The organism is Clostridium sp. ATCC BAA-442, from assembly GCF_964239415.1.
Classification (GTDB): Bacteria; Bacillota; Clostridia; order Oscillospirales; family Oscillospiraceae; genus Flavonifractor; species Flavonifractor plautii.
Genome location: NZ_CAXSQB010000017.1, coordinates 21,877 through 45,147 on the forward strand (window position 1 = coordinate 21,877; position 23,271 = coordinate 45,147).

Below are 23,271 nucleotides of genomic sequence, written 5' to 3' on the forward strand. Positions count from 1 at the left end.
CCCCCCCCCCCCCCCCCCCCCCCCCCCCCCCCCGCCATATTTGTACTATCCTGTCCGTCTTATACAAAGAGTTTCGAGACAGACACTTCCTCGTAGATGCGCTCGATGGCCTCGGCAAACATGTGGGCCACGGAGAGATACTTGATCTTGTCGCAGGCGACGCCATCCTTGGGGGGCACGGTATCCAGGAAGTAGACCTCCTTGAGGACACTCTTCTCAATGCGCTCCACGGCGGGGCCGGAGAGCACGCCGTGGCTGGCGCAGGCGATGACGTCCACCGCGCCGCCCAGCTCCACAAGGGCCTGGGCCGCGCCGCAGAGGGAGCCGGCGGTGTCCACCATATCGTCGAAGAGGATGACCTTCTTGCCCCGGACGTCGCCGATGATGTTCATGACCTCGGAGGAGTTGGCCTTCTGGCGGCGCTTGTCCACGATGGCCAGGCCCATGCCCAGCTTCTGGGCGAAGGCGCGGGCGCGGGCCACGCTGCCCACGTCGGGGGAGACGACGATCACCTCGTCCTCCCTGCCGTTAAAGCGGTCGTGGAGATAGTTGGTGAAAATGGGGTTGCCCAGCAGATTGTCCACGGGGATGTCAAAGAAGCCCTGAATCTGGTTGGCGTGGAGATCCATGGTGAGGACCCGGTCGGCGCCGGCGCGGGTGATCAGGTTGGCCACCAGCTTGGCGGAGATGGGGTCGCGGGGCTTGGTCTTGCGGTCCTGGCGGGCGTAGCCGAAGTAGGGCATCACGGCGGTGATGCGGCCGGCGGAGGCCCGCTTGAGGGCATCGATCATGATGAGCAGCTCCATGAGGTTGTCGTTGACCGGGGAGCTGGTGGACTGGACCACGAACACGTCGGAGCCGCGGACGGTCTCATAGATGGAGACAAAGTTCTCCCCATCAGAGAAGGCGCCCACCTCGGCGTTGCCCAGCTCCGTGCCCACCTCCTTGCAGATGGCCTCGGCCAGGGGGCGGTTGGAAGTGCCGGAAAAGATCTTGATGTCCTTACCGTGTGCGATCATTCTTGTAACATCCTCTCACATTTTTTCTCTATCCTGTATCCCGCGGCTGCGGGAAAGAGCTACTTTCTGCGGTTGCGCCGCTTGGCGGCCCACTGCTTCTTGACGGTCTGGCGGGTGCGGGCGATGGCCAGGGAATCGGCGGGCACCTCGTCGGTGATGGTGCTGCCCGCAGCGGTGTACGCCCCCTCCCCCACCCGCACGGGGGCCACCAGGTTGGTATTGCAGCCGATGAACGCATGGTCGCCGATGACCGTGCGGAACTTGCTGGTGCCGTCATAGTTCACCGTGACGGTGCCGCAGCCGAAATTGACGTGGCCGCCCACGTCGGAGTCGCCCACGTACGTCAGGTGGGAGATCTTGGTACCCTCGCCGATGGTGGAGTTTTTCAGCTCCACAAAGTCGCCCACCTTGACGCCGGGCCCCACGTGGCAGTTGGGGCGGATGTACGCGAAGGGGCCGATCTTCACCCCGTCGCCGATGGTGCTCTCATTGAGCTGGGAGGCGTTAATGGTAACGCCGTCCCCCACGGTGCAGTCCCGCACCATGGCGTTGGGACCCACCTCGCAGTCCCGGCCGATGACGGTCTCCCCCCGCAGGATCGCGCCGGGCAGCAGGACGGTGCCCTCCCCCACCTTCACCCGGGGACCCACATAGCAATGGCTGGGGTCCATAATGCGGACCCCGGCCTCCAGCAGGCGGCGCACACCGTGCTGCCGGGCCACCATCTCAGCCTCCATGCGGCCGTTCCAGCCGGAGCGGATGGGATAGGCGCCCTGGAACCAGACGCCGCGGCTGTTGAAGCGGTCGCCCTTCTCCTTCAGGGCCTCCTCCAGGCCAACGCCCTCAGCCAGAGTCTGGGACAGCAGGCCGCCGTCGATGCGGTACACGCCGGTGTCCTTGCTGTCGAGTACGCCGCCGTTCTCCAGGCCGGCCAGCGTCCGGGCATCCCCCCAGTCCAGCAGCACCGGCTTGGTGATCACGATCACCTTGCCCTCCAGGGCGTTGAGAAAAGCCGACAGCTGCTCCACCGCGTCGCCGCTGCCGCCGGTGACAAACTCGGTGCCGGCGGGGAAGCAGGCCGCCGCCCGGGCCTGGTCGTCGGTGTGGCAGACCACGAAAAACCGCTCCACTCCGGCGGCCCTGAGCGACTCCGCCAGCCACAGGGCCGCGGGATCGAAGAGGAGCTCCTCCAGCATCAGGGACGGGCCGTTGCCCTCCCGTGGCAGGAATACGACCGCTCCAGTCGCGTTCATGTTGAAATCACCTCAAAAACATGGATTTCTTGCAATCAGATTATAGCAAAGCAGGACTGAAAATGCATCGGAAATTTCAAAAAAAGCGGGTAATTTTTCGCTCTTGGGAGGCTTGCACAATTTCCCGCCCTTTTTTCCGTTCCTTTCTTTGCAAAACGGCCCCTCGCCGTCCCCATTTAAAAAACAAAAGCAAGCCTGTCAGAGACAGGCTTGCTCACGCGCCGCTCAAAACCGCCCGGCGCAGGCCCAGGTTCCGCCAGATCTGCATGATTTCAGCCGTGGCGCACAGCTTGTCGGCCAGGCAGACCGCGGCCGCCTCGCGGCTGCGGGGCGCCCGGCGGGACAGGGGCCACATGTGGGCCAAAATGCAGTTTTTCTCCCGGGCGGTCAGGCCGCCGCACAGCGCGGCCGCATTCTCCGCGGCGGCCACCGGATGGGCAAAGCACTGCCGGTAGGAGGGTAGGGTGCTGGGGTCGTAGAGATACAGGTCGTGGAGCAGCCCCGCCCGCGCAGCGGTGCGCGCGTCGGCCCCCCACCGGTCCGCCAGATACCAGGCCACATAGGACACAAAGACACTGTGCTCATAGCAGGACACGCCGGGGTGGTGCCGGATGGACTTCATATGCTGCACCTGAAACGAAAACAGCAGCTCCTCCACACAGGCACGGTACTCCATCCAGGCCCTCTGGTTCATGGGTGTCACCCGCTTTCCCTTGATAAGGTGGTTCTATTATACGCCTATCCCGCCCTGTTGTCACTGGAAATTTGGCGGATTCTGCCCCGGGACTGCGGGCTGTTTTAAAAAACGTCAGAAATAATTAAAAACTTTCCCTCCGGCGGCGTGTATACTAAGTGTACTATTTCATGTAATACAGTTTCCGGAAGGGAGACGACGGTATGATCCAACTCAATTACCGGGATGCGCGGCCCATCTACGAGCAGGTCAGGGACGGCCTGCGCCATCTGGTGGTGACCGGGGCGCTCCAGGCGGGGGACAAACTGCCCTCCGTGCGGGCGCTGGCCTCCTCGCTGGCCATCAACCCCAACACCATCCAGCGGGCCTATGAGTCCCTGGAGCAGGAGGGCTATCTCTACACGGTGGCGGGCAAGGGCTCCTTCGCCGCCCCCCAGGCCGACGTGAATGCAGCCAGAAGGGACCGCCTGCTCCGGGAATTTGACGCCTCGGCGGCGGAGCTTCTGTTCCTGGGCATGACCGCGGGGGAGCTGGCCGGGCGGCTGGAGGCGGCGGCCCGGCAGACTGTGAGAGAGGAGCGCAGCTATGATTGAAGCAAAAAATGTGGTTAAGAGCTTTGACGGGTTTCGGGCCCTGGACGGACTGACCATGACGGTGCCCCACGGGTCCATCTACGGGCTTGTGGGCCCCAACGGCGCAGGCAAGTCCACCCTGCTGCGCCACGTCACCGGCGTCTACCGGCAGGACAGCGGCTCAGTGCTCATCGAGGGCAACCCGGTGTACGAAAACCCGGCGGCCAAGTCCCGCATCGCCTCCATCCCCGACGAGCTTTACTATTTCCTCTCCGCCTCCACCCGGGACATGATGCGCTTTTACCGGGGCTTCTATCCCCGGTTCGACGTCAAGCGCTACGAGGCGCTGAAGGACGTGTTTACCACCATTCCGGAAAAACAGCCCATCCGGCGGCTCTCCAAGGGCATGCAGAAGCAGTCCGCCTTCTGGCTGGCCCTGTGCTGCCGGCCGGACATCCTGGTGCTGGACGAGCCGGTGGACGGCCTGGACCCGGTGATGCGGCGGCAGGTGTGGTCCCTGCTGATGGGAGACGTGGCCGACCACGGCACCACAGTGCTGGTATCCTCCCACAACCTGCGGGAGCTGGAGGACGTGTGCGACCATGTGGGCATTCTCTCCAGGGGGAAGGTGCTCATTGAGCGGAGCCTGAGCGCCCTGCAGGAGAACGTGGTCAAGATGCAGGTGGTGTTCCAGGAGAAGGAATTGCCCCAGCTTCCCGGGGACCTCCAGGTGCTCCACGTCTCCCAGGTGGGGCGCATCCACACCCTCATCATCCGGGGCAACGCCACCGAGATCACCAACCGTCTGGCCGCCTTCGCCCCCATTCTGATGGAGGCGCTGCCCCTGACCCTGGAGGAGATCTTTATCTATGAGCTGGGAGGTGAGGACTATGCGGTCCGCGACATCGTACTTTAATTTTACCCTGCTGCGCAAGAATTTCGCCCGCTTCTGGCCCATCTGGTCGCTGTACGGCCTGTTCTGGCTGGCGGTGCTGCCCCTCAATATTCTGTCCAACCGGATACATTGGGACGGGGGAATGGCCCGCAGCCTGCCCCTGAACTACCTGGACGGCGGCCCGAGCGCCGCCGTTACGCTGACCGCTCTGTTCGGCCTGCTGTGCGCCATGGCGGTGTTCTCCTACCTCTATGCCAGCCGCTCGGTGGGCATGCTTCACGCCCTGCCCCTGCGGCGGGAGGGCCTGTTCCTCACCAACTACCTGTCGGGGCTTCTGTTCCTGCTGCTGCCCAATCTGGCGGTGTTCCTGCTGGCCCTGGCGGCGGAGGTCTTTGCCGGCACAGTGGTGTTCAGCAGCCTGTTCACCTGGCTGGTGGTGGTGAGCCTGTTCGGGCTCTTCTTCTACTCCTTTGCCGTGTTCTGCGCCATGTTCACCGGCCACGTGCTGGCCCTGCCCGCCTTCTATGTGGTTCTCAATGGCCTGGCCGCCGGGCTGTGCTGGGTCTTCAGCCGTATGGCCGAGGAATTTCTCTTCGGCTTCACCAGCGCTGCCTGGCTGGAGAAGCTGGGCGTCTGGCTCACCCCGGTGCTGCTGCTCTCCGAGGCCTGTCACGTCCAGTATGATACCATAACGGACGCCGCCGGAAACAGCATGCTGGGCGATCCCTACTTTGCCGGTCTGGGCTATGCCTCCCTGTACGCCCTCATCGGGCTGGTGCTGGCAGGGCTGGCCCTGGCGGCCTACCGCCGCCGGCATTTGGAGAGCGCCGGCGACGTGGTCAGCGTCCGCTGGGTGCGCCCGGTGTTCAAATACGGTGTGGCCTTCTGCACCGCTGTGACACTGAGCACTGTCTTTTACTACGTTTTGGACCCTCTGCTGCCCCGCGGGCCGTGGACGCTCCTGGTTCTCATGGTGGTGTGGGGCGCGGCGGGCTGCTTTGTGGCCGAGATGCTGCTGTGCAAGAGCTTCTGGGTATTCCGGGGCGCGTGGAAGGGCTGCGTGGTCTTTCTGTGCTGCCTGACGGCCGCCATGTGCGCGATGGAGTTCGATATAACCGGCTTTGAGGGCCGGGTGCCCGACGCCGCTGAGGTACAGAGCGCCCACCTGTCCGGCATGGAGTCCGCCCCCTATGACGACCTGGGCTACGCCACCCTCACCCTGGACACCCCGGAGGAGCTGGAAGCCCTTACCGGCCTGCACCAGTCCATTGTAGCGCACAAGGAGGAGCTGGAGGAAGCGGACTGGGAGAGCACCTGGTCAGAGGACGGCAGCGGCCTGAGCATCCAGTCCGACGGCTGGACCTATGTGGACATTTCCTATACCCTCATGGACGGCTCCTATCTGACCCGGAAATACCGGGTTCCCCTCAGCCAGTCCGAGCTGGACACGCCGGGCACCCCCGCCGCCCGGCTGGACGCCCTGCTCAACGCCCCCGGCCTGGCTGGTGAATCTTACTTCCACGCGCAGCAGGAGGGAGACCGGCTGGTGGACGCCTGGCTCACCAACCCCGATACGGACAGTGCGATTGTCCCCGCCTCCGCCCTGACCGGACTGGAGGAGGCTGTCCGCGCCGATCTGGCCGAGGGTACCCTGGGCCGCCGCTATCTGCTGGAGAACCGGGACCGGCTGGAAAACTGCTACTACAACGACCTCTACCTGGAGTTCCGGCCCGCCGGACGCACCGGCGGCGAGGAGGAGGACGGCTACACGGTCTGCATCACCCTCCAGTCCGGGGCCCGGCACACCCTGGCCGTACTCCAGGCCTGCGGTCTGGACGGCACGCTGGTCACCCAGGCCCAGATTCAGAAGGAGGACGCCGTCTACGCCCAATCCACAACGGGGCGCGGCTGAGAAAGGCCGGGCGGTTCGGCAAAACCCGAACCGCCCGGTTTTGCTTTTTTAAAAAACCTGCCCTTACCAATTTACCAGTGGTTGATTTTTTAAAAACGGAGGGGTATAATCAAACCCGAAGGGTATTTTTCGGTATGGGGAGAAAATGAAATTACGATCTGGAGGTTTACTGCAATGAAAGAAGTGTATGTGGTCAACTGCTGCCGGACGGCAGTGGGCTCCTTCGGGGGCAGCCTGAAGGACACCCCCGCAACGGAGCTGGGCGCCGTGGTGGTGAAGGAGGCGCTGAACCGCGCCGGAGTGAAGCCGGAGCAGGTGGACGAGCTGATGTTCGGCTGCGTGCTCACCGCCGCTCTGGGCCAGAACCCCGCCCGCCAGGTGGGCGTGAAGGCGGGCCTGCCCTACTCCGTGCCCGCCTACACCGTGGGCATGGTTTGCGGCTCCGGCATGAAGAGCGTCATCGAGGGCGCCCGCGCCATTCTGTGCGGCGATGCCGACATCATCGTGGCCGGCGGCACCGAGAACATGTCCGCCGCCCCCTACGCCCTCCCCGCCGAGCGCTGGGGCGCCCGCATGGGCGACAAGAAGGTCGTGGACACCATGATCAAGGACGGCCTGTGGGACGCCTACAACAACTACCACATGGGCACCACTGCGGAGAACATCTGCGATGTGTGGGGCATCACCCGCGAGGAGCTGGATGCCTTCGGCGCCGCCTCCCAGCAGAAGACCGAGGCGGCCCAGAAGGCCGGACGGTTTGACGACGAGATCGTGCCCGTCATGGTCAAGAAGAAGAAGGAAATGGTGGAGTTCAAGGTGGACGAGTTCCCCCGCGCCGGCACCACTGTGGAGAGCCTGGGCAAGCTGAAGGGCGCCTTCCCCGTGGGTCCGGAGGGCGTGGAGGACGAGATTGTCCACACCTTTGAGCCCACCCAGGTTCACGCGGATGACGCCCACAAGCATGTGCAGCGGGTGACTGCGGGCCAGGCCAGCGGCATCAACGACGGCGCGGCCGCCATTGTTCTGGCCTCCAAGGAGGCCGTGGAGAAGTACGGCCTCAAGCCCATGGCCAAGCTGGTGAGCTGGGGCCACGGCGGCGTGGATCCCAAGATCATGGGTGTCGGCCCCGTGCCCGCCAGCCGTCAGGCCATGAGCAAGGCGGGCCTTAAGATCGAGGACATTGATCTGGTGGAGGCCAACGAGGCCTTTGCCGCCCAGTCCATCGCCGTGGCCCGCGAGCTGGGCTTCGACATGGAGAAGGTCAACGTCAACGGCGGCGCCATCGCCATCGGCCACCCTGTCGGCTGCTCCGGCGCCCGCATCATCGTCACCCTGCTCCATGAGATGGCCAAACGGCCCGATGCCAAGAAGGGCCTGGCCACCCTGTGCATCGGCGGCGGCATGGGTGTTGCCACCATCTTCGAAAAGTGCTAAACTAAGCGGGAGGAAGGGCGGCGGACCGTCCTTCCTCCCAACTATAACGCGAACACCCCACTCTAATTTGAACTAGGAGGGTAACACTGTGCGCAATAAGATTATTTCTGTTGCGGAGGCTGTGGACATGATCCCCGACGGGGCGACCATCATGTACGGCGGCTTCCTGGGCTGCGGCAGCGCCCATCACATCATCGAAGCTCTGGCTCAGAAGGGCACCAAGGACCTGACCATCATCGGCAACGACTGCGGCATGGCCACCGGCCCCAACGGCGAGGAATTCTACGGCGTGGCCAAGCTGGTGCACAACCATCAGGTCAAGCACGTCATCGCCACCCACGTGGGCATGACCCCCGATGTGGGCACTCAGGGCATGGTGGACAAGACCCTGACCGTGGATCTGATTCCCCAGGGCACTCTGGCGGAGATGATCCGCGCCGGCGGCGCCGGCCTGGGCGGCGTGCTCACCCCCACCGGCGTGGGCACCATCGTGGAGGATTCCCCCTTCTGCCTGGGCAAGCAGACCATTGACGGCAGAGACTATCTGCTCATGAAGCCCATCCGTGCCGATTTCGCCCTCATCAACGGCTATCTTGTGGACAAGTTCGGCAACATCTGGTACAAGGGCACGACCCGCAACTTCAACATCGTCATGGCCACCGCCGCCGACGTGGTGATCGCCGAGGCGGACAATGTGGTGGAGATCGGCGACATCCAGCCTGAGAACGTCGTGACCTCCGGCGCCTTTGTCAACTACATCGTGGATGGAGGGAATGCGTAATGGAAAAGTCTGAGATCAAGGGCTTTATTGCCAAGCGCGTCGCCCAGGAGCTGAAGGACGGCGACGTGGTCAACCTGGGCATCGGCCTGCCCACCCTGGTACCCGCCTACCTGCCTGAGGGGGTGCATGTGATTCTCCAGTCTGAGAACGGCATCATCGGCACCGGAGCCAAGCCCACGCCCGAGGAGGCCGACCCCCGCTATAAGACCGACGCCGGCGGACAGCCCGCCCAGGCCGCTCCCTTCGGCTGCTACATCGACTCCGCCACCTCCTTCGGCTTTATCCGCGGCGGCCATGTAAACGCCACCATTCTGGGCGGCCTGGAGGTAGACGAGGAGGGCTCCTTGTCCAACTGGATTATCCCCGGCAAGAAGATGCCCGGTATGGGCGGCGCCATGGATCTGCTGGTGGGCGCCAAGGAAGTCATCGTCGCCATGGAGCACACCGCCAAGGGCAACCCCAAGATCCTGAAGAAGTGCAGGCTGCCCTACACCGCCGTCCACTGCATCACCAAGATCATCACCGAGATGTGCGTCATCAACGTGACCGACAAGGGCCTGGAGCTGGTGGAGATCAACCCCGAGTTCACTGTGGAACAGGTACAGGCCGCCACCGAGGCCACCCTGATCGTCTCCCCCGACCTGAAGCCCATGTGCTGATTGTCAAAAAGACCTGCGGCATTTGCCGCAGGTCTTTTTTTCGTCCGGGCGGGGCGATGCGGGTACCGCCCCCCTACCGCCTGTGATCCAGCCCCAGCAGATAATCCACACTTACCCCATAATACCGGGCCAGAGCAATCAGCGTCTGGCTGGGAATATCCAAACGCCCGGTCTCATACCGGGAATAGGTGGCCTGACTGACCCTCAATATCTTTGCCATTTCCGCCTGGGACAGATCATGATCCTCCCGCAGTTCCGCCAATCGCGGGTACATAAGCATCACCGGTAATCAGCATATATCATGCAAAAACTGCATATTGCATTTTATGCATTTTTTGCATAAAATAGTCTTAAGTGATAAGGATGTATAAATATGAAATTGTAGACGGACAGGTATGCGGGACTTGCGTCCACTACCGGCAGCACTATATTTACCGGGATGGCAGCTATTTCCCCCTTTGGTACGGGCACTGTCATTGTCCACGGCGCAAGATCCGAACCCCGGACCAGGTATGCACGTATTGGGAGCCAATTCCGCACGGCCCATAGGGGCCGATGCCCTCATCGGCCCACAAAACGGGAGACGCCCGACAGGCGTCTCCCGTTTGTCTTTATTCCCCTTTTCCCACAAACCTGTGGGCCTCGTTTACCGCCCGCTCCACGGCGTTTAGAATGTTTTGATAGCCGGTGCAGCGGCACAGGTGGCCGGAGATGAGCTTGCGCAATTCCTCCCGGGTGTACTGCTTGCCGGAGCCCACGATCTCCACGGCGGACATGATGATGCCGGGGGTGCAGAAGCCGCACTGGACGGCGGCCTCCTCCACAAAGGCCCGCTGGATGGGGGACAGGCCCCCATCTGCGTCCTGGAGGCCCTCCACGGTGAGGATACTCTTACCCTGGGCCCACACGCCCAGGTAGATGCAGGAGTCGATGGCCGTGCCGTCCACCAGGACGGTGCAGGCCCCGCACTCCCCCACCTCACAGCCCTTCTTCACGCTGGTGAGGCCCAGCCGCTCCCGCAGCACGTCGGCCAGGGACTCCCGGGGGTCGATACCCACCTCCACAGGCTTGTTGTTCACGGTACAGCGCAGCACTTCGATCATACGTCGGCCCCTCCCTTCCGGGCCGCCTCCCGCAGGGCGCGGGCGGACAGCTCCTTGACCAGCTGGATGCGGAACTCCTTGGACGCCCGCCAGCTGGTGCGGGGGTTCACGTCGGCCAGGGCGGCCTCGCCGATGGCGGCGATGGCCTCCCCGATGGGCAGGCCCCGCACCGCCGCCTCGGCGGCCGGAGAGCGCATGGGCACCGGCCCGGCCACGCCAAAGGCCAGGGCCGCGTCGTCCACCATTTTTTTGTCGCTGGTGAGCTTCACCAGGCAGCTCACCCCCAGGGTGGCGATGTCCATGGCGTTGCGCTGGGCATATTTGATGTAGTGGCCGGTATAGCCGGCGTAGTTGTCGTAGGGGATCACGATCTTCACCAGCAGCTCATAGGGGGCCAGGGCCACCCTGCCCACCCCCTGGTACCACTGGGAGATGGGCACCTCCCGCTCGCCCTTGGGGCCGCGCACCCGCAGCACCGCGTCCAGGGCCACCAGGGTGGAGGCCGTGTCGGCGGAGGTAATGCCGTTGCACACGTTGCCGCCGATGGTGCCCGCGGCCCGGAGCTGGGGCCCGCCTGCCATGTCGGCCGCCTCCCCCAGCACGGGGATTGTGCGGCGGATCACGTCGGAAAAGGTGACGCCGCGGAAGGTGGTCAGGGGGCCGATCTCCACGTCGCCGTTGTCAGCCAGCGTCACGCCGGAGAGCTCCTCCCCCAGCTCGTGGATGGACACCAGGGAGCAGCCCGCCAGCTTCCCCTCCCGGATCTTGATGAGCACGTCGGTGCCGCCGGCGATCACCACGGCGGCGGGATCGGCCTGGAGGGCGCGGATGGCGTCGTCCACCGACCTGGCCGAATAAATGGATGCAATGTCATACATGTCAGATCAGCCCTCCTCTCGTAAATTCCTCCACCAGCTTCTGGGGCGACAGGGGCAGGGTGTTCACCGCCACGCCGGTGGCCTGGAGCACCGCGTTGCGGATGGCCGGGGCCACGGGGATGGTGGGCGGCTCGCCCAGAGCCTTGTTTCCAAAGGGGCCGGAGGGGTCGTCGGTCTCCACGAACAGGGCGGTGAGCTCCGGGTGGTCCATAGAGGTGGGCATCTTGTAGTCCAGCAGGTTGCCGTTGAGCAGCCGGCCGGTCTTGGGGTCGAACTTCATCTCCTCGGTGAGGGCGTAGCCGATGCCCATGCTCATGCCGCCGTGGACCTGGGCCTCCGCTAGGGCGGGGTTGATGAGCTTCCCCGAGTCGTGGACGTTGACGAGGCGCAGCACCCTCACCTTGCCCACGGGTATGTCCACCTCCACCTCGGCAAAGCAGCAGCCGAAGGCGAAGGTGTTCTCCTTGCAGTGGTTGGTGTCCTCGGCGGTGATGTGGACGCTGTGCTCCAGGGAGTAGAAGGCGTTCATGGCCAGGTCGGCCAGGGAGATGAGGGCCTCCCCCGCCCCGTCCACAACCTGCCGCTCCCGGATGTCCAGTCCCGATGCGTCGGGGAACAGCTCGGCGGCGTAGGCGAGGAGCTTTTCTCGGAACTCCTCCCCCACCTTTTTGATGGCCTTGCCGGTGACGTAGGTCTGCCGGGAGGCGTAGGCCCCAGTATCAAAGGGGGCTGTGTCGGTGTCCTGGAAGGAGACAATATGTACGTCCTCGGTGGGAATGCCGATGGCCTGGGCGGCCATCTGGGAGAACACGGTGTCGCCCCCCTGGCCGATCTCGGTGGCCCCCAGGTGGAGCTGCACCGTGCCGTCCTGGTTGAGCACCAGCCGGGCGGAGGCGGTCTCCAGGGAGATGGGGTACACGCCGGTCTTGTAGGAGAAACAGGCCATGCCCACGCCCCGGCGCACCGGGCCGCTCTGCTCCTTGTACTTCTCCCGCAGCTCCACCCAGCCGATGAAGTCCGCGCCCTTCTCGATGCACTCGGCCAGGCCGGTGGAGTGGCAGGTGATGCCGTTGAAGGGGTCGACGTAGCCCAGGGGCATGAGGTTCGCCAGCCGGAAGGCCTTGGGGTCCCAGCCCCTTTCCCGGGCAATGTCGTCCATCATGCACTCCACGGCGAAATTGCACTGGGGGATGCCGTAGCCCCGCATCGCGCCGGGGGCGGGCCGGTTGGTGTAGACGGTGTAGGCCGTGGAGTGGTGGCCGATCCGGTCCAGATAGAGCTGCCGGAAGCCGGTGACGGCGTTGGCCACGATGGAGTGGCCGTGGGAGGCGTAGCCCCCCTGGTTGGAGACGGCGGTGCAGGAGCGGGCCATCAGGCGCATGTCGCCGTCCACCGCCGCCGCCACGTCGAAGGAGATGGGGTGGCGGGAGCGGGTGTTCTGGAAGGTCTCCTCCCGGGACACGTCCAGCCGGACGCACCGGCCCCCCACCTGGGTGGTGAGCCAGGCGTTGAGGGGCTCGTAGAGCACCTCCTGCTTGTTGCCGAAGCCGCCGCCGATGTAGGGCTTGATCACCCGGATGGAGCCCCAGCCGATGCCCATGGCCTGGCCGATCACCCGGCGGACGATGTGGGGGATCTGGGTGGAGGTGACCACCACGATGCGCCCCCCCTCCATCCAGGCGTAGGAGATGGGGTTCTCGATGTGGCAGTGCTGCACCTGCTGGGTGTCGTAGCGCCCCCGGAACTGGTAATAGGCGGGGCAGGCCAGCACGTCCTCCACGCTGTGGAAGTCCGACTCCGGCATGGGCGTGCGGAGATCCATTTTGGCCAGGACGTTGTCCGGGTGCTCCTCGTGGAGCACCGGCGCGCCCTCCGCCATGGCCTGCTCCGCCTCCAGCACCACGGGGTACTCCTCGTACTCCACCCGGATGAGCTCCAGGGCCCGCCGGGCGGTGATCTCGTCCTCCGCCACCACGGCGGCGATGTCGTCGCCGTAGATGCGCACGCGGCGGTTGAGCAGCTTGCGGTCGGACACGTCCTGGTGGGCCTTCTCCACGCTCCAGGGGTGGCCGGGGGTGGGGTACTGGATGTCCGGCACGTCAAAGCAGGTCAGCACCTTCACCACCCCGGGCAGGGCCTGGGCGGCGGAGATGTCCATGGACTTGACCCAGCCGTTGGCAATGGTGCTGTGGAGAATCTTCGCCTCCAGCACCGGACGGGGGCAGAGATCGTCGGTATATTTGGCGCGGCCGGTCACCTTGTCGGCGGCGTCCACGCGGGGGATGCTCCTCCCGACTTCCATAAAACGCACCTCCTTCTGTTTATGCCTCCAGTATACCGCACCGGGCAGGAAAAGGAAAGCCCGATCTTTCCCCGCGCCGCATTCCACTAAATCAGGCCCCATACCCTTATTTTTTGCGGCACCCAGCCGAATTAAGAGTAGGGTTATTTTCCTGTTTCTCAATAGTTATGTGTTGCTGCCTGGCACAGGAGTCCAAGGCGTTTCCCCGATCAACAAGGAAAAGAGTGATATGGCTTGTATAGGATTGCAGTTTGTGACGACAACCCGGAAATTCTTACCCAGGTCTGTACCACGCTGAGCGGTTCCCCCCTGGGAAAGGAACTGGAGCTGACCCCCTTCCATTCCGGTGCGGCGCTGGCTGCCGCCCTGCGGAGTGGAGCCCGGTTTGCGCTGCTTATCCTGGACATCGAACTGGATACCGTGGACGGCGTTGCCATTGGGCGCCTGCTGCGGGAAGAGCTGCGGGATTCTGTGACACAGCTTTTGTATATCTCCGGCCAGCAGCAGTACGCTATGGCTCTGTTTGATACCCGGCCGCTCAATTTTTTGCTCAAGCCCCTAGACGAGGCAAAGCTGCTGGATTGTATGGTTCAGGCCATCCGCCTGTCCCGTCCCGAAGAGGCCGTGCTTACCGTTTTAGTGGAGCGGACGCCCCGCGCCCTGCCGACCCAGGCCATACGCTATATTGAAAGCTACCATAAGCGGATCACCGTTCATTCCGTCCAGCATGAACTGGTATGCCGTGACAAGCTGGACACTGTGGCCCGCCAGCTCCCGGAGCAGTTTTTTCTGCGTATTCACCAGTCCTTCCTGGTCAACACCCTGTATGTCCGCCGCATCCAATATGATCGGCTCACTCTGGACGACGGAACAGAGCTGCCCATCAGCCAGTCCTACCGGCGGGTGGTGCGGGGACGCCTGCTGAGATGGACTCCCGGGGGGATGGTGCTATGACCGACCTGCAAACCGCCTCCTACCTGCTCATTAACGGGTTTCACTGGTACCTCTACCGCCGCCTGCTGACCCTCTTTTTGGGCCAGCGCAGGGTGGGATGCCCGGCAGAGGCGGAAGGCTACCTGTGTGCCTATGTACTCAACAGCCTGTGCTTTCTGTTGGTCGGCGTCCCCCTGTTGAACCTGGCCTCCTCCCTGCTCCCCCTGCTGCTGCTCTCCCTGCTCTACCGTGCTCCGCATTGGCAAAGGCTGTGGTCTGCGCTGGTCATCTACGCCGCCAGCTTCCTGCTGGATACATTGGTCTTTCTGCTAATGCCTGTCCATACCTCCCCGCTCGGAAACCTGGTATCCGCCCTGCTCCTGTTTATTATGGCCCTGGTGTTGGAAAAGCGTTGTCCCTCTTCCGAAAAAGAGCTTCAGCCGGACGGCCCCTTCTACTGGTTCGCCGTACTTCTGATTCCCTCTACCTCCATTGCCATAGTCATACTTTTGTTTTACTTTGCCCACTGCCCTGCCTGGCTGTCTCTGTTTGTGGATGGGATGCTCATTCTTCTCAACCTCCTGGTATTCCATCTCTACCGGCAGGTGGGACGCAGCTATTACGCGCAGTACCGCGCCCGTATACTGGAGCAGCAGAATCAGGCCTATGCCAACGAGGTAGCCCTTTACCAATGCGGGGAACGGGAGCTCCGCACCCTGCGGCACGATATGCGCAACCACTTGGCCGCCCTACAACTGTTGGCCGGCCAGCAGGACACCGGAGCACTGCAGGGTTACCTGGAACAGTTTTCGAAATGTTTAGAGCCCTCGGCCCTCTGGGCCAGCAGCGGCAATCCCGAACTGGACAGCCTGATCAACTTCAAGTTAGCCGAGGCCCGGCGGGCAGGGGCGCAGGTGCGGGCAGAGCTCCGCCTCCCCGCAGGACTTTCCCTTCCCCTCTTTACCGTCAACACTATCTTGGGTAATCTCCTGGATAACGCGGTGGAGGGACTGGCCCGTTGCCCCCAAAAGGAGCTGTCCCTCGCCCTGTGGGCGGACAGGGGCCTGTGCCGCCTCCGTGTGGAGAACACCTTTGACGGCACGCTTTTGCAGGATCACGAGGGCAACTTTAAAACGAGAAAGGCAGGAACCTCCCTGCATGGTATGGGGCTGGACAGTGTACGCCGGGCCCTGTCCTCTCTGGACGGCTTTTTACAGGTACGGATTGAGGGCCGCCGCTTCATTGCCGAGGCCATCTGGTATCTGCCCGAGCACCCCCAAACGACGGATATTACCTCTTAAACGACGGAATCGGCAAACTGGGTAGACGGTACCCTATGTCTACGCTATAATAGCACCACTGTTTGCAGAAAGGTGTTATTACCATGAAAACCTACCATATCACTTTACAAGGCCAGGACTACACCATCTGTTTACGATCCTACTCCGTGGAAATCAACGGAACGCGCTACAAAATCCGCTCTCTTCCGGCGCGGAAGCTGCTGTTTCTGACCATGGAGGTGGATCTCCCAATTTCCGGCGCCCATGTGATGCTGGTGTCCGGCCTGTGGTCCATGGAGCTGGTGGTGGACGGCGTGATGCTGCGCACCGGCAAGCCCTACACCCCCATCGGCAAAATCCCGGTGTGGGCTTATGTGGTGTCTGCCCTTAACCTGGCGCAGATTATGAACGGCGCTGTTGGCGGAGTGCTGGCCGTGCTCGGCATTTTCCTGACCCTTCGGCTGTCCACCTCCGAGAATCTGGCCCCCGCGCTCCGGGTCCTGTTGAGTATTGCCTATCTGGTGGTCTCCTGGGCCGCAGTCTTTGCCCTTGCCTTTCTTCTGGTGAGCAGTGGAACAATTTACTATTAATACAAAGCAGAAACAGAAAGGAGTTTGTTTTGATGCACGAGCATCCTAATTCTCTTTTAAAAGTAGGCTGCCTTCTGTTTATTGTGGGCGGCCTTGCCTCCGCCCTTGTCACGCTGGCCGGACTCCTTCTCTCAGTGGGGAGCATGATGGATTCCGAACTGTATCCCTATGTCGATCAAATGGCCCGGGCACAGAGCGACGGCCTGATCGGCGGCGACGAGATAATGGCTGTTTTCTCCGGATTTGTTTTTGTAATGGGCGCGATTGCCGTAATCATGCTGATCATTGATCTGACGGTTGGTATTCTGGGGCTCTCCCGGAGCCGGCGGCCAGAAAAATACCGCTTTTTCCTGGGTTGGGGAATCCCACTGCTGGTCATCGGCGGTATTGGCACCCTGCTGACCGGGGTGGTTACCCCCAACGGTGTTGCTTCCCTGGTCTGCGGCGTTGCAGCCCCCATTCTGTTTATCGTTGGGGGCATTCAGCAGAACAAAGCCTATAACGAAGCACACACACCCACGCCCTGACGGGATCTATGTATACCATACATATCCATAAAATCCGTACCAAATAACTGAGAGGAGCTTATAACATGAACACCGCAAAGAAACGCATTCTTTCCCTGACCCTGACCATCTGCCTGGCCCTGTCCATGATGCTCACCCTGTCCGCCTGCGGCAAAAAGAACCTGGAGGAGTATTTCAACACCGACACCATGCAGAAGCTTGTCACCTCTTCCGTTGAGCAGTACGAATCCCAGGGGATGGAGCTCAAAATGTACGCCGAGGGCGATGAGCTGCACTACGACCTCACCCTGACCACCATCGAGACCACCGATGACGACCGCTCCGTGTATGCCGAGGCTCTGGAGGCAGGACTGGCCGAAACCGCCCAGACCTTCGTGGACGCCGCCAAGGACGTGCAGAAGTCCGTTTCCAATGAGACCGTCCTGGTGGTCGTCACCTATTTTGACGCCGCCGGCGTGGAGCTGGCCTCCCAGTCCTTCTCCTCCGCGGACTGATCCCTGGTATAGCTCGGGGGGCGCTGCACAGATGCAGCCCCCCTCTTCTCTTATGCCCGGCGCGAATTGCGCTTGATTTCTGCCCGCCTTGTGCTATCATGGGAGTATGGCAATTCGGAGTAAGGAGGCTTTTGCATGATCGACCTGACCATCCACCGCCAAGCACTGGACCGCAACATCCAAAAGGCCCGGGAGAGCGGCGTCGTCATCCCCACCTTCGAGAACATGAAGCACCCGGAGACGGTACCGGAGCCCATCCGGGCCCGCCTGAGGGGCGTGGGCCTGTGGGATGTGGACCCCCTGAATCTCTTCCGCATCACCTGGAAGAACGAGCCCATGGAATCCGGTGGACTGTACCGCGCCGTACCCAACTACATCGAGCTGCCCCCAGCCCTCACCGGCGTGCCCGCCCGCATCATCGCCCTGGTGGGCAAGTGGTTCCCCACCGGCTGCCACAAGGTGGGGGCCTCCTTCGGCTGTCTGGCTCCCCGGCTGGTCACCGGACAGTTCGACGCCGGGTATCACCGGGCGGTGTGGCCCTCCACCGGCAACTACTGCCGGGGCGGCGCGTTCAACTCCAAGCTGCTGGGGGTCCGGTCGGTGGCCATCCTCCCGGCGGGCATGAGCCGGGAGCGGTTCGAGTGGCTCTCCCAGATCGCCGGAGAGGTGATCGCCACCCCCGGCTGCGAGTCCAACGTCAAGGAGATCTTCGACAAGACCCACGAGCTGCGGCAGGAGCCCGACTGCATGATCTTCAACCAGTTTGAGGAGATGGGCAACCACCTGTGGCACTATCAGGTCACCGGCTCCGCCATCGCCGAGGTCTTTGAGGCGGTCAAGCGCCCCGGCGACCGGCTCTCCGGGGCCTGCTTCACCTCAGGCAGCGCGGGCACCATCGGCTGCGGCGACTACCTCAAGGAGGTCTACCCCGGCCTGAAGCTGGCGGTGGGCGAGGCCCTTCAGTGCCCCACCATTCTGGAAAACGGCTTTGGCGACCACCGCATCGAGGGCATCGGCGACAAACACATCCCCTGGATCCACAATGTGAAGAACACCGACATGGTCATCGACATCGATGACGAGGACTCCCAGCGGCTGTTGCGGCTGTTTAACGACCCGGCGGGCCATGACTACCTGCGGGAGGCCGGGGTGCCGGAGGAGACTCTGTCGCAGCTCTCCCTGCTGGGTATCTCCGGCATCGCCAACGTGCTGTGCTGCGTGAAGCTGTCCAAGTACTACGAGCTGACGGAGCACGACGTGGTAGCCACCGTCCTTACCGACTCGGCGGACATGTACCGCTCCCGTATCCAGGAGCTGGCCGACCAGTATGGCCCCTATGACGGGCGGGCCGCCGCGGTGGACCACGCCCTCCATCTGCTGGGCCTGCGCACCGACGCCATGGCGGAGCTGAACTACTACGACCGCAAGCGGGTGCACAATCTGAAATACTACACTTGGGTGGAGCAGCAGGGCCGCGACATGCACGAGCTCAACGACCTTTGGTACGGCAGTACCTGGGACGACGTGCACCGGCAGGCCGCCGCCCTGGATGAGCTGATCACCGCCTTCAACGAGGAGACCGGGGTGCTCAAGCGCCTGTAAACCGGGGCAGGCGGGGCGATGAGGGCATCGCCCCCTACAGCCGTTACCCTCATAATGTGTAGGGGCTGATGCCCTCATCGCCCCGCCGTCCCACATCCGAAAGGGGGATTTTATGAAATATGTCCTGGGCGCCAAGTGCGTCAAATGCGGGCGGGAGTATCCCGCCGCGCCCGGTCTGACTACCTGTGCCTGTGGGGGCATCCTGGACATCGTATACGACTACGCCGCCATCCGGCGGCACTTCTCCCCCAAATCTCTGGCGGACTGCCGCGACTACAGCATGTGGCGGTACCGGCCCCTTCTGCCGGTGGAGGAGGCGTCCGCCCCCCCGCCCCTGCGGGTGGGCTGGTCCCCTCTCTATAAGGCCGACCGGCTGGCCCGGGCCCTGGGGCTGGATACCCTCTACCTCAAGGACGACGGCCAGAATCCCACATCCTCCCTCAAGGACCGGGCCTCCGCCCTGGCGGTGGTCAAGGCCCGGGAGACGGGGGCGGATACCATTGCCTGCTCCTCCACCGGCAACGCCGCCTCCTCCCTGGCGGGCAACGCGGCGGCGGCCGGGCTGTCCACCTACATCTTTGTGCCCAGCCGCGCCCCCAGGGGCAAGGTGGCCCAGCTGCGGATCTTCGGCGCCACGGTCATCAGCGTGGAGGGCTCCTATGAGGACACCTTTGAGCTGTCCAGGGCCGCCATCGACCGCTGGGGCTGGTACAACCGCAACGCCGCCATCAACCCCTACCTCTCCGAGGGCAAAAAGACCGTCACCCTGGAGATTCTGGAGCAGCTCGGCTGGTGCGTACCCGACTACATCGCCCTGTCGGTAGGGGACGGCTGCACCATCGCCGGGGCGTGGAAGGGGCTCAAGGACCTGTACGCGGCCGGGTTCATTGACCGGCTGCCCCGGCTCATCTCCGTGCAGGCGGAGGGCTGCTGCCCCCTGAACCGGGCCATCGAGACGGGAAAGCCTTGGGAACCCATGGCGGAGAACACCCTGGCCGACTCCATCGCCGTGGGGGTGCCCCGCAACCCGGACAAGGCCCTCCGGGCCATCCGGGAGTCGGACGGCGTGGCCGTCAACGTGTCCGACGGGGAGATCCTGGAGGCCATGCGCCTGCTGGGCCGCACCCAGGGGGTGTTCGGCGAGCCCGCGGGGGCGGCCGGCACCGCCGGGGTGAAGAAGGCCGTGGAGCTGGGCCTCATTCCCGCCGGGAGCACGGTGGTGAGCATCGTCACCGGCAACGGCCTGAAGGACGTGCAGAGCGGTATTCAGGCCGCCGGGGAGCCCATGCGGGTCTCTCCTGACATGGATGCCCTGCTTGCCGCCTTCGCCGCCCAGGACATCCGGCCCTGAAAACCAACAGAGAAAGGAAACCACACTCATGAACGACCGCTCCGCCAAAATAGGCGTCTGGGCCTATCTGCTCTTTACGCTTGCCAGCTTTGCGCTGGCTCTCTATCTTTTGCTGGCTGAGGGGGGATACCGCTACAACGTCTCCCTGGTCGCCCTGCCCGTCTGGATGGGCTATACCGCCTTTAACACCATTAAGAGCGTGTCCGATCTCATCGGCGCTCAGAACCGAACCGTCAACTTCACCCGTATGCTGGCCCGCTGGGAGGATACCTTTGAGAACCGCGGCAAAGCCCTGGCCCTGTTCACCTTTATGACCCTGGTGGTGGGCCTGATCAAGCTGGCTGTCCCCATCCTCCTGCTCCAGTTGGGGCAGGCCTTTGCCTGAGCGGCTGGGCGCTGTCCTCATGGCCTCCGGCTTTGGACGGCGCTTTGGCTCCAACAAACTGCTGGCAGAGGTGGACGGCGTCCCGCTCTACCACCGGGCCATGGCGGCTCTGGCCCCTGCCGAATTTGACCGGGCAGCGGTGTGTTCCCCCTATCCGCAAATTCTGGCTGCTGGTGAACGATTCGGATTTCTTCCGCTCTATAACGGCGGTGCGGCGGAGGGGATCTCCGCCTCCATTCGCTTGGGCCTGGCCCGGATGTCGGACCTGGACGGGGTGCTCTTTGCCGTCTGCGACCAGCCCTGGTTGACTACAAAAAGTATCATCCGCCTCAAAAATTCCTTTTTGGAATCGCCAGACGCCATTTGGGCTCTCTCCTGGCAAGGAGGGAGAGGCAATCCAGTGGTGTTTCCCGCCGACCTGTTTGGAGAGCTGGCCGCGCTTACCGGGGACACCGGCGGCGGCGCGGTCATCCGCCGCCACCCGGAGCGGCTCCGGCTGGTGGAGGCGTTTTCCCCAAACGAGCTTTTGGATGTGGATAACCCGGAGGCACTCCCCTAAAAACAAACGGATATCCCACCGGCAAATGAGCCGGTGGGATATCCGTTTTGACATATTTCCGCTGCTACGACACCGGAATGTGCTCCCCCAGAAGGAGCAAATGGTCGATCTCCGCCACCTCCACCGGGCGCTCCAGCTCCCAGGTGTTGTAGGCGTCCCATACCTCCGCGCCGGCGCCCTCTCCCACGTTGGCGTAGCGGCCCGCGCCGCTGGCGGCGGGCACCTCGGTTCCATCCTTTAGAACCACCGTGAGCTCCGCCGTGCTGAAGCCGCCGGTGTCGTCGCTGTCCATAGTAACGGTAAGGGGGGAGACGGTGACGTGATCCACCCGCCGCCCCGCCAGGGTGCCCGTCCACTCCAGCACCGTCGAGGGGTAGTGCTCCAGCGGGAAGTCGATGCTCCACGGCCCGGCGATGTCCACACCGGGGCGCTCATAGCCGCCGTAGAAGTACACCTCCCCCAGCTCGGCCTCCTCCCCCGCTTTGATCAGGGGGAAGAGCGCGTCCAGGCCCCCTTCCACCTGGGTGATCACCGTGGCGCGCCAGTATTTCTCCTCCGCCGTCCGGCGCTCGTCCCTGGGGTAGACGCGGGCGAGGAAATAGCCCATGTCCAAATCCTCGTGGCCGATGCCAGGGGCGTAGGCCCCCCGGACGTGGAACCGCCCGTCGCTGGCAAAGCCCATGGAGGAGATAGTCACGTCGCCGGTGCCCTCCAGTGGCATGGGTGTCTGGCCGGGGGCCAGCACCACCCGCTCGCCGGGCAGAATGGAGGCGGGATAGCCGCTCTCCTCCACCCCCATCACCACCCGGTCCCCCTCCCCCAGGGGCAGGCTGTCCAGAAGGGCCGCCGTCACCCCGGCGCAGGAGGCGCCGGCGTCCAACTCGCCCTGCCGGGTGGTCAGGCGCTCCACCGCTAGATGGAGCGACTCCGGGACGGCGTTGCCGGTCGTGCCGAGGCCCACCGCGCCCTCCGTCTGGGGCCGGTAATAGGACAGGCCGGCCGCAAACAGGGCGGTGCGGCTCTCCGGATCGTACTCCACCAGTCGGCCGGCCAGATCGCTGTCCGCCCCGCAGCGCAGGGTGAGCTGGCTGTCCAGCCGGTCCCCCTCTACGTCGCGGACCGTGAAGTAGACCTCTCCCCGCACGTCGTCGGCCAGGGCGCTGAGCACCTGTATCTCAATCCCTCCGCTGGTGCACACCGCCCCCTCCACGGTCTGGGCCAGCCCGGCAAAGGGGCCCTGGCGGGCCTGAATATACTGCCACAGGGACGGCCCCGCCGCCACGGCGGTGACGCACAGGGCGGCGCAGACCAGCGCAACCGCTGCACCACGGCGGAGCGCAGAACCGCCCCGTTTCGCCGTAAAGGCCTTTTCCCTGACAGCATTTTTTCGGTTCTCGTCGAATACCAGACCGGCCACCGGCCGCTCCAGCGCCTTGCGCAGCTCAGTCATAATACCACTCCTCCAGCATGGGCCGCAGCTTCCGCTTGGCCCGGGTCAGCCGGGCGGACACGGTGCCCGGCGCAATCCCAAGGGTGTCTGCAATCTCCTCCAGGGTAAACTCCTCATAGTAGCGCAGCAGCACGACCTCCCGGTACTTCCGGGGCAGGGAGAGCACGGCCCGCAGGGGGGTATCGTCCCACGGCGCGTCCTCCGCCGACGGCTCGGCCAGGGCGGACAGCTCCATCCGGCGGGTGTGCCACGGGGAGCGGAGCAGATCCCGGCACACGTTGAGGGCAATCGCTGTAATCCAGGTGCGCTCTGCCGCCTCCCCCCGGAAGGTGCCGTACCTCCGCCACGCCCTGAGCAGGGTCTCCTGGGCCGCGTCCTCCGCCAGGGCGGCGTCCCCCAGCTGGAGGGCGCACAGCCGCAGAAGCCCTGTGCCGTACTCCTCCATCAACCGCTCCAGATCGGCGGCGCTGCCCGCCTGATGTGCCATCTCGCTCTCCTCCTCTGTCCCATTCTATTCCATTGGACGCGCCAGCGGGGGATTTTCATGCAAAAGGGACGGATTTCTTTCAAAGAAATCCGTCCCTGAGTGATTTGTTCC

At 63.7% G+C, this 23,271-nt stretch carries 24 protein-coding genes; 15 read left to right on the plus strand and 9 right to left on the minus strand.

The annotated features are described in order from the left end of the window. Positions 1 to 59: 59 nt before the first annotated feature. From ACESY8_RS09150 to ACESY8_RS09160, 3 genes are all read right to left on the minus strand, one after another. Positions 60 to 1,019 carry a ribose-phosphate pyrophosphokinase gene (locus ACESY8_RS09150; protein WP_055180321.1) on the minus strand — a complete coding sequence of 320 codons (960 nt, stop codon included), beginning with the start codon at positions 1,017 to 1,019 and terminating at the stop codon, positions 60 to 62. 59 nt (positions 1,020 to 1,078) lie between these two features. Then, complete coding sequence (locus tag ACESY8_RS09155; RefSeq protein WP_054339287.1) at positions 1,079 to 2,272, minus strand: UDP-N-acetylglucosamine diphosphorylase; 1,194 nt, start codon at positions 2,270 to 2,272, stop codon at positions 1,079 to 1,081. A gap of 214 nt (positions 2,273 to 2,486) precedes the next feature. Next, positions 2,487 to 2,966 (minus strand): HD domain-containing protein, encoded by a 480-nt coding sequence (locus ACESY8_RS09160; protein WP_054339288.1) that lies wholly within the window; start codon positions 2,964 to 2,966, stop codon positions 2,487 to 2,489. A 203-nt stretch (positions 2,967 to 3,169) separates the two neighbouring features. On the opposite strand from ACESY8_RS09160, the gene ACESY8_RS09165 reads away from it, so the two are divergent. The 6 genes from ACESY8_RS09165 to ACESY8_RS09190 all read left to right on the plus strand — a co-directional run bounded on the left by ACESY8_RS09165 (position 3,170) and on the right by ACESY8_RS09190 (position 9,219). Beyond that, on the plus strand, positions 3,170 to 3,559 hold the full coding sequence (locus ACESY8_RS09165; RefSeq protein ID WP_007495944.1) for a GntR family transcriptional regulator: 390 nt from the start codon (positions 3,170 to 3,172) through the stop codon (positions 3,557 to 3,559). Next, positions 3,552 to 4,454: an ABC transporter ATP-binding protein gene (locus ACESY8_RS09170; protein WP_009260494.1), complete on the plus strand. Its 903-nt coding sequence runs from the start codon at positions 3,552 to 3,554 to the stop codon at positions 4,452 to 4,454. The genes ACESY8_RS09165 and ACESY8_RS09170 overlap by 8 nt, the downstream gene beginning before the upstream one ends. Beyond that, complete coding sequence (locus tag ACESY8_RS09175) at positions 4,429 to 6,345, plus strand: hypothetical protein (RefSeq protein WP_243427685.1); 1,917 nt, start codon at positions 4,429 to 4,431, stop codon at positions 6,343 to 6,345. Before ACESY8_RS09170 ends, ACESY8_RS09175 begins: the two co-directional genes overlap by 26 nt. A gap of 174 nt (positions 6,346 to 6,519) precedes the next feature. Next, positions 6,520 to 7,779, plus strand: a complete 1,260-nt coding sequence (locus ACESY8_RS09180; protein ID WP_007495947.1) for an acetyl-CoA C-acetyltransferase — start codon at positions 6,520 to 6,522, stop codon at positions 7,777 to 7,779. 88 nt (positions 7,780 to 7,867) lie between these two features. Then, entirely contained in the window at positions 7,868 to 8,560 is a 693-nt protein-coding gene (locus ACESY8_RS09185) for a CoA transferase subunit A (RefSeq protein ID WP_007495948.1), read from the plus strand. After that, positions 8,560 to 9,219, plus strand: a complete 660-nt coding sequence (locus tag ACESY8_RS09190; protein ID WP_007495949.1) for a 3-oxoacid CoA-transferase subunit B — start codon at positions 8,560 to 8,562, stop codon at positions 9,217 to 9,219. The genes ACESY8_RS09185 and ACESY8_RS09190 overlap by 1 nt, the downstream gene beginning before the upstream one ends. A gap of 73 nt (positions 9,220 to 9,292) precedes the next feature. Here ACESY8_RS09190 and ACESY8_RS09195 read toward each other — a convergent pair whose 3' ends face one another. The 4 genes from ACESY8_RS09195 to xdhA form a co-directional block, all read right to left on the minus strand. Continuing rightward, the gene (locus ACESY8_RS09195) at positions 9,293 to 9,499 is read right to left on the minus strand and encodes a helix-turn-helix domain-containing protein (RefSeq protein ID WP_007495950.1); all 207 of its coding nucleotides are present in this window, start codon (positions 9,497 to 9,499) and stop codon (positions 9,293 to 9,295) included. A gap of 331 nt (positions 9,500 to 9,830) precedes the next feature. After that, entirely contained in the window at positions 9,831 to 10,322 is a 492-nt protein-coding gene (xdhC, locus tag ACESY8_RS09200; protein WP_024723962.1) for a xanthine dehydrogenase subunit XdhC, read from the minus strand. After that, the gene (gene xdhB, locus ACESY8_RS09205; protein ID WP_054339290.1) at positions 10,319 to 11,200 is read right to left on the minus strand and encodes a xanthine dehydrogenase subunit XdhB; all 882 of its coding nucleotides are present in this window, start codon (positions 11,198 to 11,200) and stop codon (positions 10,319 to 10,321) included. Before xdhB ends, xdhC begins: the two co-directional genes overlap by 4 nt. A gap of 1 nt (position 11,201) precedes the next feature. Beyond that, positions 11,202 to 13,502: a xanthine dehydrogenase subunit XdhA gene (xdhA, locus tag ACESY8_RS09210; RefSeq protein ID WP_434307830.1), complete on the minus strand. Its 2,301-nt coding sequence runs from the start codon at positions 13,500 to 13,502 to the stop codon at positions 11,202 to 11,204. A gap of 234 nt (positions 13,503 to 13,736) precedes the next feature. On the opposite strand from xdhA, the gene ACESY8_RS09215 reads away from it, so the two are divergent. The 9 genes from ACESY8_RS09215 to ACESY8_RS09255 all read left to right on the plus strand — a co-directional run bounded on the left by ACESY8_RS09215 (position 13,737) and on the right by ACESY8_RS09255 (position 21,223). Then, complete coding sequence (locus ACESY8_RS09215; protein ID WP_007495959.1) at positions 13,737 to 14,456, plus strand: LytR/AlgR family response regulator transcription factor; 720 nt, start codon at positions 13,737 to 13,739, stop codon at positions 14,454 to 14,456. Further along, positions 14,453 to 15,736: a sensor histidine kinase gene (locus tag ACESY8_RS09220; RefSeq protein WP_434307831.1), complete on the plus strand. Its 1,284-nt coding sequence runs from the start codon at positions 14,453 to 14,455 to the stop codon at positions 15,734 to 15,736. Before ACESY8_RS09215 ends, ACESY8_RS09220 begins: the two co-directional genes overlap by 4 nt. 83 nt (positions 15,737 to 15,819) lie before the next feature. Continuing rightward, positions 15,820 to 16,305, plus strand: a complete 486-nt coding sequence (locus ACESY8_RS09225) for a hypothetical protein (protein WP_007495963.1) — start codon at positions 15,820 to 15,822, stop codon at positions 16,303 to 16,305. A gap of 32 nt (positions 16,306 to 16,337) precedes the next feature. Then, positions 16,338 to 16,832 (plus strand): G protein-coupled receptor family protein, encoded by a 495-nt coding sequence (locus ACESY8_RS09230; protein ID WP_007495965.1) that lies wholly within the window; start codon positions 16,338 to 16,340, stop codon positions 16,830 to 16,832. 65 nt (positions 16,833 to 16,897) lie between these two features. Next, positions 16,898 to 17,326, plus strand: a complete 429-nt coding sequence (locus ACESY8_RS09235; protein WP_024723958.1) for a DUF4854 domain-containing protein — start codon at positions 16,898 to 16,900, stop codon at positions 17,324 to 17,326. A gap of 135 nt (positions 17,327 to 17,461) precedes the next feature. Next, entirely contained in the window at positions 17,462 to 18,928 is a 1,467-nt protein-coding gene (locus ACESY8_RS09240; protein ID WP_154250302.1) for a pyridoxal-phosphate dependent enzyme, read from the plus strand. A 112-nt stretch (positions 18,929 to 19,040) separates the two neighbouring features. Further along, entirely contained in the window at positions 19,041 to 20,279 is a 1,239-nt protein-coding gene (locus ACESY8_RS09245; RefSeq protein WP_054339292.1) for a threonine synthase, read from the plus strand. Between the two features lie 28 nt (positions 20,280 to 20,307). Next, positions 20,308 to 20,664, plus strand: a complete 357-nt coding sequence (locus ACESY8_RS09250; protein ID WP_054339293.1) for a hypothetical protein — start codon at positions 20,308 to 20,310, stop codon at positions 20,662 to 20,664. Continuing rightward, positions 20,657 to 21,223, plus strand: a complete 567-nt coding sequence (locus ACESY8_RS09255) for a nucleotidyltransferase family protein (protein ID WP_243427667.1) — start codon at positions 20,657 to 20,659, stop codon at positions 21,221 to 21,223. The genes ACESY8_RS09250 and ACESY8_RS09255 overlap by 8 nt, the downstream gene beginning before the upstream one ends. 64 nt (positions 21,224 to 21,287) lie before the next feature. On the opposite strand, the gene ACESY8_RS09260 is transcribed toward ACESY8_RS09255, so the two are convergent. Both ACESY8_RS09260 and ACESY8_RS09265 read right to left on the minus strand, forming a co-directional pair. Next, on the minus strand, positions 21,288 to 22,673 hold the full coding sequence (locus ACESY8_RS09260) for a hypothetical protein (RefSeq protein WP_498794714.1): 1,386 nt from the start codon (positions 22,671 to 22,673) through the stop codon (positions 21,288 to 21,290). Then, positions 22,666 to 23,160 carry a sigma-70 family RNA polymerase sigma factor gene (locus tag ACESY8_RS09265; RefSeq protein ID WP_054339294.1) on the minus strand — a complete coding sequence of 165 codons (495 nt, stop codon included), beginning with the start codon at positions 23,158 to 23,160 and terminating at the stop codon, positions 22,666 to 22,668. Before ACESY8_RS09265 ends, ACESY8_RS09260 begins: the two co-directional genes overlap by 8 nt. Between the last annotated feature and the right edge of the window lie 111 nt (positions 23,161 to 23,271).

Coding starts and splice junctions, on each gene's coding strand:
- ACESY8_RS09150 (WP_055180321.1), bottom strand. CDS start 1,019: ATGATCGCACACGGTAAGGACATCAAGATCTTTTCCGGCACTTCCAAC.
- ACESY8_RS09155 (WP_054339287.1), bottom strand. CDS start 2,272: ATGAACGCGACTGGAGCGGTCGTATTCCTGCCACGGGAGGGCAACGGC.
- ACESY8_RS09160 (WP_054339288.1), bottom strand. CDS start 2,966: ATGAACCAGAGGGCCTGGATGGAGTACCGTGCCTGTGTGGAGGAGCTG.
- ACESY8_RS09165 (WP_007495944.1), top strand. CDS start 3,170: ATGATCCAACTCAATTACCGGGATGCGCGGCCCATCTACGAGCAGGTC.
- ACESY8_RS09170 (WP_009260494.1), top strand. CDS start 3,552: ATGATTGAAGCAAAAAATGTGGTTAAGAGCTTTGACGGGTTTCGGGCC.
- ACESY8_RS09175 (WP_243427685.1), top strand. CDS start 4,429: ATGCGGTCCGCGACATCGTACTTTAATTTTACCCTGCTGCGCAAGAAT.
- ACESY8_RS09180 (WP_007495947.1), top strand. CDS start 6,520: ATGAAAGAAGTGTATGTGGTCAACTGCTGCCGGACGGCAGTGGGCTCC.
- ACESY8_RS09190 (WP_007495949.1), top strand. CDS start 8,560: ATGGAAAAGTCTGAGATCAAGGGCTTTATTGCCAAGCGCGTCGCCCAG.
- ACESY8_RS09195 (WP_007495950.1), bottom strand. CDS start 9,499: ATGCTTATGTACCCGCGATTGGCGGAACTGCGGGAGGATCATGATCTG.
- xdhC (WP_024723962.1), bottom strand. CDS start 10,322: ATGATCGAAGTGCTGCGCTGTACCGTGAACAACAAGCCTGTGGAGGTG.
- xdhB (WP_054339290.1), bottom strand. CDS start 11,200: ATGTATGACATTGCATCCATTTATTCGGCCAGGTCGGTGGACGACGCC.
- xdhA (WP_434307830.1), bottom strand. CDS start 13,502: ATGGAAGTCGGGAGGAGCATCCCCCGCGTGGACGCCGCCGACAAGGTG.
- ACESY8_RS09220 (WP_434307831.1), top strand. CDS start 14,453: ATGACCGACCTGCAAACCGCCTCCTACCTGCTCATTAACGGGTTTCAC.
- ACESY8_RS09225 (WP_007495963.1), top strand. CDS start 15,820: ATGAAAACCTACCATATCACTTTACAAGGCCAGGACTACACCATCTGT.
- ACESY8_RS09230 (WP_007495965.1), top strand. CDS start 16,338: ATGCACGAGCATCCTAATTCTCTTTTAAAAGTAGGCTGCCTTCTGTTT.
- ACESY8_RS09235 (WP_024723958.1), top strand. CDS start 16,898: ATGAACACCGCAAAGAAACGCATTCTTTCCCTGACCCTGACCATCTGC.
- ACESY8_RS09240 (WP_154250302.1), top strand. CDS start 17,462: ATGATCGACCTGACCATCCACCGCCAAGCACTGGACCGCAACATCCAA.
- ACESY8_RS09245 (WP_054339292.1), top strand. CDS start 19,041: ATGAAATATGTCCTGGGCGCCAAGTGCGTCAAATGCGGGCGGGAGTAT.
- ACESY8_RS09250 (WP_054339293.1), top strand. CDS start 20,308: ATGAACGACCGCTCCGCCAAAATAGGCGTCTGGGCCTATCTGCTCTTT.
- ACESY8_RS09260 (WP_498794714.1), bottom strand. CDS start 22,673: ATGACTGAGCTGCGCAAGGCGCTGGAGCGGCCGGTGGCCGGTCTGGTA.
- ACESY8_RS09265 (WP_054339294.1), bottom strand. CDS start 23,160: ATGGCACATCAGGCGGGCAGCGCCGCCGATCTGGAGCGGTTGATGGAG.